The organism is Nesterenkonia sp. Act20 (assembly GCF_019173455.1).
Classification (GTDB): Bacteria; Actinomycetota; Actinomycetes; order Actinomycetales; family Micrococcaceae; genus Nesterenkonia.
Map to the genome: position 1 here is coordinate 1,871,364 of NZ_JADPQH010000001.1, position 11,512 is coordinate 1,882,875.

Annotated in this window: 10 protein-coding genes; all 10 read left to right on the forward strand. The window is 65.9% G+C overall.

From position 1 onward, the window contains the following. Positions 1–33 precede the first annotated feature (33 nt). The 10 genes from chvE to IY716_RS08675 all read left to right on the forward strand — a co-directional run bounded on the left by chvE (position 34) and on the right by IY716_RS08675 (position 11,476). Complete coding sequence (gene chvE, locus IY716_RS08630) at positions 34–1,188, forward strand: multiple monosaccharide ABC transporter substrate-binding protein (RefSeq protein ID WP_218221122.1); 1,155 nt, start codon at positions 34–36, stop codon at positions 1,186–1,188. A 133-nt stretch (positions 1,189–1,321) separates the two neighbouring features. Continuing rightward, positions 1,322–2,863, forward strand: coding sequence for a multiple monosaccharide ABC transporter ATP-binding protein (gene mmsA, locus IY716_RS08635; protein ID WP_218221123.1), 1,542 nt, complete (start codon positions 1,322–1,324; stop codon positions 2,861–2,863). Between the two features lie 3 nt (positions 2,864–2,866). Beyond that, entirely contained in the window at positions 2,867–4,048 is a 1,182-nt protein-coding gene (mmsB, locus tag IY716_RS08640) for a multiple monosaccharide ABC transporter permease (RefSeq protein ID WP_218221124.1), read from the forward strand. A 152-nt stretch (positions 4,049–4,200) separates the two neighbouring features. Further along, complete coding sequence (locus IY716_RS08645) at positions 4,201–5,181, forward strand: SMP-30/gluconolactonase/LRE family protein (RefSeq protein WP_218221125.1); 981 nt, start codon at positions 4,201–4,203, stop codon at positions 5,179–5,181. 89 nt (positions 5,182–5,270) lie between these two features. Further along, positions 5,271–6,542 carry an FAD-binding protein gene (locus tag IY716_RS08650; RefSeq protein ID WP_369699646.1) on the forward strand — a complete coding sequence of 424 codons (1,272 nt, stop codon included), beginning with the start codon at positions 5,271–5,273 and terminating at the stop codon, positions 6,540–6,542. A 13-nt stretch (positions 6,543–6,555) separates the two neighbouring features. Next, positions 6,556–7,059 (forward strand): DUF421 domain-containing protein, encoded by a 504-nt coding sequence (locus IY716_RS08655; protein ID WP_218221127.1) that lies wholly within the window; start codon positions 6,556–6,558, stop codon positions 7,057–7,059. Positions 7,060–7,207: 148 nt separating this feature from the next. Then, entirely contained in the window at positions 7,208–8,431 is a 1,224-nt protein-coding gene (locus tag IY716_RS08660; protein ID WP_369699647.1) for a Gfo/Idh/MocA family protein, read from the forward strand. A 49-nt stretch (positions 8,432–8,480) separates the two neighbouring features. Next, positions 8,481–9,173 carry a ThuA domain-containing protein gene (locus IY716_RS08665; RefSeq protein WP_218221128.1) on the forward strand — a complete coding sequence of 231 codons (693 nt, stop codon included), beginning with the start codon at positions 8,481–8,483 and terminating at the stop codon, positions 9,171–9,173. Further along, positions 9,170–10,291: a Gfo/Idh/MocA family protein gene (locus tag IY716_RS08670; protein ID WP_218221129.1), complete on the forward strand. Its 1,122-nt coding sequence runs from the start codon at positions 9,170–9,172 to the stop codon at positions 10,289–10,291. The genes IY716_RS08665 and IY716_RS08670 overlap by 4 nt, the downstream gene beginning before the upstream one ends. 150 nt (positions 10,292–10,441) lie before the next feature. Continuing rightward, the gene (locus tag IY716_RS08675) at positions 10,442–11,476 is read left to right on the forward strand and encodes a LacI family DNA-binding transcriptional regulator (RefSeq protein WP_369699675.1); all 1,035 of its coding nucleotides are present in this window, start codon (positions 10,442–10,444) and stop codon (positions 11,474–11,476) included. Positions 11,477–11,512 lie beyond the last annotated feature (36 nt).

Here is an 11,512-nt window from a genome sequence, read left to right on the forward strand (position 1 = left end):
CAGGGGCAGGCACCAACTCAGGAGGAAAACACGATGCAAAACCGATCAATGAAGATGCTGGGCGCCTCGGCTGCCCTGGTTTTGGGACTCACCGCTTGTTCAGGCGGAGGGGCCGGAAGCGACGAGGGTGACGGCGGAGGGGACGCCGCACCGGAGGACATGACAGTCGGCGTGGCCATGCCGACGCAGACCTACGAGCGCTGGCTCAATGACGGCGCCTCGGTCGAGGAAGGCCTCGAGGAGCTGGGCTACACCGCTGATCTGCAGTTCGCCGATGATGACATCCCCACCCAGCAGCAGCAGATCGACCAGATGATCACCCAGGAATACGACGCGCTGATCATCGCCTCCATCGACGGCTCGGCGCTGACCAGTCAGCTCGACGCCGCCGAGGCAGCAGGCATCCCGGTGATCTCCTACGACCGACTGCTGACGAACAGCGAGAACGTCGACTTCTACGTCACCTTCGACAACTTCGCGGTGGGTCAGAATCAGGCCAACGCCCTGCTCTATGGGCTCGGCGTGCTGGATGAGAACTTCGAGCCCGCGGACGACGCCCCCGAGGAGACGCTGAACGTGGAGCTCTTCGCAGGATCCCTGGATGACAACAACGCTCGCTTCTTCTGGGACGGTGCGATGGACGTCCTGGAGCCGTACATCGAGGACGGGACGCTTGCAGTTCCCTCCGGCCAGACCACGATCGAGCAGGCTGCCACTCAGCGCTGGGAGCAGGAGACTGCCCAGGAGCGCATGGAGAACCTGCTCACCAGTGACTACCGCGGTGAGGAGGAGCTCGACGGAGTTCTCTCCCCGGCAGACCCGCTGTCCCGTGGCATCATCAACGCCCTGCGCAGTGCCGGAATGGGTGACACCATCGAAGATGGACTGCCGATCGTGACCGGCCAGGATGCTGAGATCGCGTCCGTCTCGCTGATCGCGGAGGGCGTGCAGCACTCCACCATCTTCAAGGACACCCGCAACCTGGCGGACGAGGCAGTCAAGGCAGCGGACGCCTTCCTCAACGGGGAAGAGCCCGAAGCCAACGACACCGAGAGCTACGACAACGGCTCCGCGGTGATCCCCTCCTTCCTGCTGCCGGTGGAGATGATCCTCGAGGAGAACTATGAGGAGATCCTCGTGGACTCGGGCTTCTACACCGAGGAGCAGGTCGAGTCCGGTCAGCAGTGATTCGAATCAGCGACCCTGCTCAGGCCGGGATGCTGATCCATCACTGAGCTGAGCACTGCTCACCAGTTTCGCCGTTCGGGTCCGGGGTGAATGCCCCGGGCCCGACTTTCGGCAGAGGTCCTAAGGAGGGCCCATGAATGAGAACATCCTTGAGATGCGCTCCATCACCAAGCGATTCCCCGGTGTGGTGGCGCTCCAAGACGTGAACCTGCAGGTGCGTCGCGGCGAGATCCACGCCGTCTGTGGGGAGAACGGTGCAGGAAAGTCCACTCTGATGAAGGTGCTTTCCGGCGTACACCCCGCCGGCACCTACGAGGGCGAGATCCACTTCGAGTCCAAGCAGGTGAGCTTCTCCTCGCTGAACGACTCCGAGGAACTCGGAATCGTCATCATCCACCAGGAGCTCGCGCTGGTGCCCCACCTCTCGGTCGCAGAGAACATCTTCCTCGGCAATGAGAAGAGTCGAGCTGGGATCATCAACTGGCACGAGGTCAACCTGGCGGCCGCTGCCCTGCTGGAGAAGGTCGGGCTCCGTGAGAACCCGGTCACCCCCGTGGGCCACCTCGGTGTGGGTAAGCAGCAGCTGGTGGAGATCGCCAAGGCGTTGAGCAAGGACGTGAAGCTGCTCATCCTGGACGAACCCACCGCCGCACTGAACGACGACGATTCCGCACATCTGCTCGGTCTCATCCGAGACCTGCGCGAGGAGGGCGTCACCTGCATCATCATCTCGCACAAGCTTGGCGAGATCGCTGCCGTGGCGGACTCCACCACTGTCATCCGTGACGGGAGCACGGTGGAGACCATCGATATGGCGGAGGCCTCGAACAACGGCGAGGATCTCACCCGGCGCATCATCCGCGACATGGTCGGCCGTGACATGGAGAACATGTACCCCGGACGGGACGTGACGCTCGGCGAGGAGGTCTTCCGCATCGAGGACTGGCACGTGAGTCATCCGACGCAGCGCGATCGCAAGGTGGTGGACGGTGCGTCCCTCAACGTCCGCGCCGGCGAGGTGGTCGGAATCGCCGGGCTCATGGGTGCCGGACGCACCGAGCTGGCCATGAGCGTGTTCGGCAAGTCCTACGGCCGCGACATCTCAGGCACCGTCTACATGCATGGGAAGCCGGTCAAGATCGAGAGCGTCTCCGACGCGATCAATGCCGGCATCGCCTATGTCAGTGAGGACCGCAAGCGCTACGGGCTGAACCTGATCGATGACATCCGCCGCAACGTCAGCGCTTCGGCCCTGAAGCGGATCGCTCCGCGCGGGTGGATCAACGAGAACGAGGAGATCGCGGTGGCCGATCGCTACCGCACTTCGATGAACATCAAGGCGCCCACGGTCATGTCGGTCATCGGAAAGCTCTCCGGAGGCAACCAGCAGAAGGTGGTGCTGAGCAAATGGCTCTACACCGAGCCCGAGCTGCTGATCCTCGACGAGCCCACCCGTGGCATCGACGTCGGCGCGAAGTACGAGATCTACTCAATCATCAATAAGTTGGCGGCCTCCGGGAAGGCGATCATCGTGATCTCCTCCGAGCTGCCCGAGGTGCTGGGCATGTGCGACCGCGTCTACACGCTGTCCTCTGGTCGGATCACCGGGCAGGTCCCCGTGGAAGATGCCACCCAGGAGCGCCTCATGGAGCTCATGACTATGGAGAAGGACTGAGGCATGACCGGTACATCAAACATCATTGAGCTCTTGACGCGGAATCTGCGTCAGAGCGGCATCTACATCGCCTTCGTGCTCATCGTCCTGCTCTTCACGGTGCTCACGGGGGGCACGCTGCTGAGCCCAGGAAACATCACGAACCTGGTGCTGCAGTATTCGTACATCCTGATCCTCGCCATCGGCATGGTGATGATCATCGTCGCCGGTCATATCGACCTCTCCGTCGGTTCGGTGGTGGCACTCACCGGTGGTGTGGCCGCCGTCGTGGTGATCCGCGAGGGGATGCCCTGGTGGGTCGGCGTCATCGCGGCCCTGATCACCGGCGTTCTGGTCGGCATCTGGCAGGGCTTCTGGGTCGCGATCGTGGGGATCCCAGCGTTCATCGTGACACTCGCCGGCATGTTGATCTTCCGCGGTCTGGCCATGCAGGTGCTCGACAATGTCTCGCTCTCCCCGTTCCCGGAGGAGTACCGACAGATCGCTGGCGGGTTCTCCAACGGCCTTCTGGGCGGACCCGGCTACGACCTCTTCACGCTGGTCATCTTCGCGCTGGCCTCGGTCGGCTTCGCTGTGCAGCAGTGGCGGGCGCGGATGCGCAAGCTCGAGTACAAGCAGACGGTGGAGGCCCTGTGGCTCTTCGCCGTCAAGGTGGTGCTGGTGGTCGCGGTCATCATGGCCTTCGGCTGGCAGCTCGCCAACTCGCGCGGCATGCCCTATGTGCTGGTCCTGCTGGCAGCGCTGGTGCTGATCTACGGATTCGTCACCCAGCGCACCGTCTTCGGTCGTCATATCTACGCCATGGGCGGCAACCTTGAGGCGGCCAAGCTCTCCGGTGTGAAGACTCGCCGCGTGAACTTCATGCTCTTCGTGAACATGGGCGTGCTGGCAGCCATCGCCGGCATCGTCTACTCGGCCCGCTCGAACTCGGCGCAACCCGCGGCGGGCAACATGTTCGAGCTGGACGCGATCGCTGCGGCCTTCATCGGCGGCGCGGCGGTCACCGGTGGTGTCGGCAAGGTCCAGGGCGCCATCATCGGCGGCCTGATCATGGCGGTGATGTCCAACGGCATGCAGATCATGGGCATCGACCAGTCCACGCAGAACGTGGTGCGCGGCGTGGTCCTCGTGCTCGCCGTGGCCTACGACGTCTGGAGCAAGAAGAAGGCATCCGTGAGCAGCTGATCCTTCTCTGTGTGCGAGGCCGCCCCCGGTGAAGTCACGGGGGCGGCCTCGTGCGTGCGGGGCAGATGACCCCCCGATCCGGTGCCCAGGCCGGCTTGAAATTTCCATCTCTGGCTCACCTCGATGCGTGAGCCGTCTGACAGGATGATCTCGTGAATACCCATGACGCGTCACAGCCCTCCGTGGTCACCTCCGAATGGACGCCGGTGGATGACCGACGGCTCCACCTCGGTGAGGGAGCGCGCTTCCTCGAGACTGGACTTCCGGGAATAGACGCTGGTGTCGGAGATCAACACCAGTTCGTGGTCGTCGACATCATCGATGGCGGCCTCTATTCCACCACCGGCCGTCCCGGATCCGGGCTCACGAAGCGCGCTGCGCTGAGCGAGCCGCTGGGCGCCGTCGCACCCCTGCATCAGGAAGGGGATCCTGCCGAGGCGTCTGCCAGCTGGGTGGCCGCGCTCGGCGAGGGGCTTGTGCTGCTCGGTCAGCGCGGTGGCGCAGGACTGCAGATCGTGCAGCGACTCGGCGAGCCGGCGGCTGACCGAGCCGAAGTTCCGCTGCGCATGAATGACGCGGTGGCTGATCCGCACGGACGGTTCTGGGCCGGCGCCATGACCTACGACGGCGACCCTGCCCACGGCTTCCTGCTGCGTCTGGACCCGGACGGCTCGATCCACATCATCCTGGAGGACCTGGCCATCCCGAACGGGCCGGCCTTCACCGCCGACGGCGCCACCATGTACCTCGCGGAGACCACCACGGGCTGGATCCGCCGCTTCCCCGTGGACCCGGCCACCGGAGACCTGGGCCCCGGTGAAAAGTTCGTCCACGTCAGCGAGGGTGGACCCGACGGGATGACCGTGGACGCCGCGGGGTGCCTGTGGTCCGCCATCTGGGGCGGGTCCTGTCTGCATCGGTATTCACCGGAGGGGGAGCTCCTCGAGCGCATCGAGGTGCCGGTGCGTCAACCCACGAGCATCGCGATCACCTCCGTGGCTCCCTACCGGGCCATCGTCACCTCCGCCACGCAGCACCTCGATGCACCCACGCGTCATGATGGGCGCGTGATCACCGCCGAGGTCAGCGTCGCGGGCCGACCCGCCGTAAGCTACAACCGCAGGCCCCAGTAGGTCCGTCGCATCCGATGGCGTCCCCGTCACGGGTGAGCTGCGACCGGCCCGAAGAACTTGATGAGCTGAACGTTCCAGGAAGGAACCGCGTGGATAAGAGCAGCAGCCAGGACCCGCAGGAGATCCAGTTGAACTGGGCGAAGAACCTGACGTACTCCGCCAGTCGACTGGAGCGGCCACGTTCCGTGGCCGAGCTCAGCGAAATCGTCGCCGCTTGCTCCCGGGTCAAGGCCCTGGGCAGCAGGCACAGCTTCAGTTCCGTGGCAGATACGACCGGCACGCTGATCGAACTCATGGAGATGCCGCGGATCTTCGAACTGGACGCGGAAGCGCGCACGGTCACCCTTGACGCCTCCACCCGGTACGGTGACCTCGCTGCCGCGCTCCAGGCCGAAGGCTGGGCGCTGCCGAACATGGCTTCCCTCCCGCACATCACCGTGGCGGGCACCGTCGCCACCGGAACACATGGTTCCGGGGACGGCAATCAGCCGCTGGCCTCCTCCGTGCGCAGTCTGGAGATGGTCCTCGCCGACGGCAGCCTGCGCACCTTCACCCGCGGAGAACCAGATTTCGACGGCGCGGTGGTCAGCCTCGGCGCCCTGGGCGTGGTCACCCAGCTCACCCTCGATGTCATTCCCAGCTTCCAGGTGCGCCAGGACGTCTATGCAGGAGTCAGCTGGGACGGCGTGCTGGCCGAGTTCGATGACCTGACCAGCTCCGCGTACAGCGTGAGCCTGTTCACCCGGTGGGCCGGGGAGGATTTCGGGATGGTGTGGATGAAGTCCACGCAGGAGCCGCCCGCCGAGGTGCTCGGGGTCTCGGCCCTGACCCAGGACATCGGTCTCGCCGAGGGGCCCGCCGAGTACGCCACGGACCAGTGTGGTCAGTGGGGCAGCTGGGACCAGCGCCTGCCGCATTTCCGGCTGGACTTCACACCGAGCAACGGCGAGGAGCTGCAGAGCGAGTACCTGCTGCCGCGCGAGCATGCGAAGGAGGGGCTGCGCAAGGTCCGCCAGCTCGCCGCAGATATCGAGCCTCTGCTGCTGATCACCGAGATCCGGACGATGGCGGCCGATGAGCAGTGGATGAGCGGGGCTTCGGGCCGCGACACCGTCGGCTTCCACTTCACCTGGCGTCAGCTCCCGGAAGAGGTCGCCGAGGTGCTGGTGAAGATCGAGGAGCAGCTGCTTCCGCTGGGTGCGCGGCCGCACTGGGGCAAGCGCTTCGTCACCACCGACATCGCCGCGCTGTATCCGCAGCTGGACCAGTTCACAGAACTCGCGGGGCGCCTGGATCCCACCGGCACCTTCCGCAATGACTTCCTGGAGCGGATGCTCTTCGGCGCCGCCTCGACAGAATAGGAGCAGGTGCATTATGTGGTTTGACACCTGGGCGGACCTGGGACGGATCCTGTTTGTCGGAGTCGCCGCCTACGCGGTGCTCGTCCTCGTGATTCGGCTCTCGGGCAAACGAACCCTGAGTCAGCTCAATGCCTTCGACTTCATCGTGACGGTCGCCCTGGGCTCCACGCTGGCCACCATCCTGCTCAGCAGCGACGTCTCCTGGACCGAAGGCGCCTTGGCGCTGATCCTGCTCGCCGGCCTGCAGTTCGTGCTGGCGTGGATCTCCTCCCGGGCACCCGCGTTCCGCACTGTCGTCACGGCGCGCCCAGCAGTGGTGGTCTGGCACGGGGAGCTGCGCCACGAGGCGCTGCGCAGAAACCGGTTGGCGGAGTCCGAGGTCTACCAGGCGGTGCGCAGCAGCGGTGCCGGGGATCTGTCCTCGGTCGCCGCGGTGGTGCTCGAGACCAACGGCAAGCTGAGCGTGATCTCGGCACAGAACCTCGGAGACGGCTCAGCGCTCGAGGACCTCGCCTGAGCGTGGGCGACCGGTGACGCCGGTCGCCGGGATCACCCGAAAGCGCAGGACACGCGTTTCACCGCATCGAGTTTCACGGCAACGTGTCTCGCGCCACAGAGCGTAAGGTTGTTTCAGAGAACAGTCCTGCCGATGCAAGGGAGTCTGAGTGACTGAGCCGACAGAAAACCAGCCGTCGAGTGTACGAACCGAAACATCTGGACTGCGCGTCGCGATCATCGGTCATGCGTTCATGGGAGTGGCGCATACCCACGCCTGGCGCACGGCGCCACGCTTCTTTCCGATGGCCGCCGTCCCGGAGGTCGCTCTGCTGGTCGGTCGCGACGAAGCACGCACCCGCGCAGCTGCTCAGCGTCTGGAGATCGCCGAGATCGAGACCGATTGGCGCCGCGCCGTGGAACGCGAGGACATCGACGTCGTCGATATCTGCACGCCCGGCAACACACATGCTGAGATCGCCCTGGCGGCCCTCGCCGCCGGCAAGCACGTGCTCTGCGAGAAGCCGCTGGCGAACTCGGTCAGCGAGGCTGAAGCCATGACCGCGGCGGCAGAAAGGGCGGCAGCCCATGGTGTGCGCAGCTTCTGCGGGTTCAGCTACCGCCGCACCCCGGCGCTGGCTCTGGCGAAGCGCTTCGTCGAAGAAGGCCGGCTCGGGGAGATCCGCCACGTGCGCGCGCAGTACCTGCAGGACTGGCTCAGCGATGCTGACGCCCCGCTGAACTGGCGGCTGGACAAGGACAAGGCAGGAAGCGGCGCGCTCGGTGACATCGGTGCGCATTCTGTCGACGCCGCCCAGTGGGTCTCCGGGCAGCAGATCGAGGGCGTCTCCGCGATGATGCACACCTTCGTCGAGACCCGTCCGGTGGCGGGCACCGCCGAAGGCCTGGGCGGCAGCGCAGCGGCAGGAGCGCAGCGCGGCCCGGTGACGGTCGACGACGCGGCTGCCTTCACCGCACGGTTCAGCGGCGGAGCGATCGGCGTCTTCGAGTCCACCCGCTTCGCGCTGGGACGACGCAACGCCAACCGCCTCGAGATCAACGGCAGCCTTGGGTCGATCGCCTTCGATTTCGAGCGGATGAACCAGCTCGAGTACTTCGACGGACGCGAGGATCAGGCGGCACAGGGATTCCGCACGATCCAGGTCACCGACGCTGTCCACCCCTATACCGATCACTGGTGGCCGGTGGGGCATGGACTGGGTTACGGAGACCTCTTCGTGCACCAGGTGGCCGACGTCGTCGCCGCTCTGGAGTCAGACTTCAGCCCGCGCCCCGACTTCGGCGACGCCCTGACCGTCCAGCGCGTGCTCCACGCCGTAGAGGCCAGCGCCGGCGACGGCAGCCGGTACACCCTGGTGGACCGGTCCGTGTAGCTCGGAGCGGAAACCGATCAACAGCGAGAACACGACACTGAGAGAGAACATGACCAAAAGAGCACTCATCGTCCGCGGCGGCTGGGACGGGCATCAGCCCGTGGAGGCCACCGAGATGTTCCTGCCATTCCTTAAGGAGAACGGCTACGAGACCGAGATCCATGAGTCCCCGGAGATCTACGCCGACTCCTCGACTATGGACTCGGTCGATCTGATCGTGCAGTGCATGACGATGTCCACCATTGAGAAGGACCAGGTCGCCGGGCTGCGCGCCGCCGTGGCCGGCGGCGCCGGGCTGGCCGGATGGCACGGCGGGATCGCTGACTCCTACCGTGCGAGTGATGCGTACCTGCAGCTGGTGGGCGGGCAGTTCGCCCACCATCCCGCGGTGCACCCCGATGAGCGCACCGGTGAGCAGTCCGACTACTACACCCCGCACCGCATCGATATCCTCCCTGAGGCCGCGGATCATCCCATCACGCGGGGGATCGAGAGCTTCGATCTGGTCACTGAGCAGTATTGGGTGCTCCATGATCAGCTCATCGACGTCCTCGCCACCACGACTCTGCCGAAGCGCGAGTTCGATGACTGGGAGAAGCCGCATGTGAACCCGGCAATCTGGACCCGACGCTGGGGCAGCGGTCGCGTGTTCGTCTCCACCCCGGGGCACCGGGTCGAGGTGCTGGAGAATCCGAATGTGCGCACCATGATCGAGCGCGGCATGCTGTGGGCGAGCCGATGAGCGGGGCAGCGGAGGGATCGCAAGCACCTCAGCGTCGGCTCAACGTCGGTCTCATCGGTGCCGGCAATATCAGCAGCCAGTACATCGAGACGCTGAACCGCGTGGAGGATCTGAACCTGCTCGCCGTGGCAGACCTGAATCTCGACCGCGCCCGGCAGGTCGCTGAGACCGGCGGAGCCAGGGGGGTGAGCGTGGATCAGCTCCTGGCCGACCCCGAGGTCGAGGCCGTGATCAACCTGACGATCCCGCGCGCCCACGCCGAGACCTCGCTCGCGGCCATCGCTGCGGGCAAGGGCGTCTATGTGGAGAAGCCCTTCGCCGCCACGGTGGCCGAGGGTCAGCAGATGCTCGCTGCGGCAGAGGGAGCCGGCGTCGTGATGGGCAGCGCCCCGGACACCGTGCTCGGCACGGGCATCCAGACCGCCCGCGCGGCGGTGGACGCAGGTCGGATCGGGACGCCCATGAGCGCGGTGGCCACGATGGTCACCCCGGGCCATGAGCGCTGGCACCCGAATCCGGACTTCTACTATCAGCCCGGCGGCGGCCCGCTGCTGGACATGGGGCCGTACTACGTCACCAGTCTGGTCACCCTGCTCGGTCCTGTGGTCTCTGTCATCGGTGCGGCCAGCGCGCTGCGCACCGAACGTGAGATCGGCTCGGGCCCGCGCGCCGGGGAACGCCTGCCGGTCTCCACGCCGAGCCACATCACCGGTGCGCTGATCCATGAGTCCGGCGCCATCTCCACTCTCGTGATGAGCTTCGACGGCACTGCCAGTCAGGCCCCACCGATCGAGGTGCATGGCACCGAGGCCTCCCTGGCGGTCCCGGATCCTAACCACTTCGCTGGAGAGGTGCAGCTGGCCCGGGATCGGGGCGAATGGGAGTCCTTGGAGGTCGCCGGCGGCTATGTCGGTGCTGCGCGCGGCTATGGCCTGGCGGATCTGCTGTGGTCCGGAGCCTTCGACGGCGACCCCACGCTCGGCCGGACGCAGGGTGCGCTGGGGCTGCATGTGCTCGAGGTGATGGCCGGCGTGCTCACTGCCGCCGAGACCGGAACTTCGGTGGCGATCACCTCGCGAGCCGAGCGACCGAGCGCGGTGCCTCTGGATCAGCGGTGACGCAGCGGTCTGCCGCGACACCGGGCTCGGCCGTGACACCGAAATCCGCCGTGACGCGGCGGCCAGCGGGGAGCCGGTGGTCAGGCGTCGCTGGTGTCGCCGTACCCGCCTAAGCTTGACCCTATGACTCCTCCGAGCGCTCGGCCGACGATGCGCCATGTTGCCGAGCGTGCGGGGGTGTCTCCGAAGACGGTCTCGAATGTGCTGACTGGCACCGCGCAGGTCCGTGAGCCCACTCGACTTCGGGTGGAACAGGCCATGCGGGAGCTGGACTTCGTCCCGAACTTCAGCGCTCGTGGACTCCGCAACGGCAGGACCGGGGTGATCGGTCTGGCGCTGCCCGACCTGGGGACGGCGTTCTCCGCGAGCATCACCCACGCGGTGGTGGAGGCCGCTCACGCGCGGGGACTGGTGGTGCAGGTGGAGGAGACCGCTGCCGAGCCTGCCCGTGAGCACGACCTTGTCACGCGCGCACGCACGCACCAGATCGACGGGATGATCCTGAACCCGGTGCGGCTCGAGGACAGCGTGGTCGAGCATCTGGACCATCTGCCCCCGATCGTGCTGATCGGTGAGGTGGAGCAGCATCGCACCGACCGTGTCTTCATCGATTCCCGGGCGGCGGCCCGTGAGGCGGTGCTTCATCTGGTGTCCAACGGAGCGCAGCGCATCCTGGCGCTCGGCGGTGCGGAAGCTGGAGCGGTCTTGGGCAAAGCGACGGTGGGGCAGCGACTGCAGGGCTATCGGGATGCACTGACGGAATCCGGTTTGAGCTCCAGCGCTGCCCTGGAGCTGGAGGTGCCGGACTGGACGATCGCTGGCGGCGCGATCGGCATGCGGGAGTTCCTTGCCAGCGGAGTCGAGTTCGATGCAGTGCTCGCCTTCACCGATTCGATCGCCCTCGGGGCCCTGCATGAGCTCAACAATGCAGGAATCCGCGTGCCTGAGGACGTGTTGATCTGCGGGTTTGATGACGTTGAACATGCCCGATACGCGGGGACACCACTGACCACCATCGGCTTCGATCACGAGCGCTACGCGGCCGCCGCCTTGGATCTGCTCTCCTCGCGCATGGGGGACCGAACCCTGGAGCCACGGGCGCACAAGATTCCCCACCAGCTGCTGATCCGTTCAAGCACGCTCGGCCCTCCCGCGGGAGCCGGCAGAAGAAAATCTCAGAAGTAGTGTGATTCAGCACACATTTATGTAGGATGGGCGCAG

Excerpts from the sequence above, each read along its gene's own strand:
- chvE (WP_218221122.1), top strand. The coding sequence starts at position 34 with ATGCAAAACCGATCAATGAAGATGCTGGGCGCCTCGGCTGCCCTGGTT.
- mmsA (WP_218221123.1), top strand. The coding sequence starts at position 1,322 with ATGAATGAGAACATCCTTGAGATGCGCTCCATCACCAAGCGATTCCCC.
- mmsB (WP_218221124.1), top strand. The coding sequence starts at position 2,867 with ATGACCGGTACATCAAACATCATTGAGCTCTTGACGCGGAATCTGCGT.
- IY716_RS08655 (WP_218221127.1), top strand. The coding sequence starts at position 6,556 with ATGTGGTTTGACACCTGGGCGGACCTGGGACGGATCCTGTTTGTCGGA.
- IY716_RS08665 (WP_218221128.1), top strand. The coding sequence starts at position 8,481 with ATGACCAAAAGAGCACTCATCGTCCGCGGCGGCTGGGACGGGCATCAG.
- IY716_RS08670 (WP_218221129.1), top strand. The coding sequence starts at position 9,170 with ATGAGCGGGGCAGCGGAGGGATCGCAAGCACCTCAGCGTCGGCTCAAC.
- IY716_RS08675 (WP_369699675.1), top strand. The coding sequence starts at position 10,442 with ATGCGCCATGTTGCCGAGCGTGCGGGGGTGTCTCCGAAGACGGTCTCG.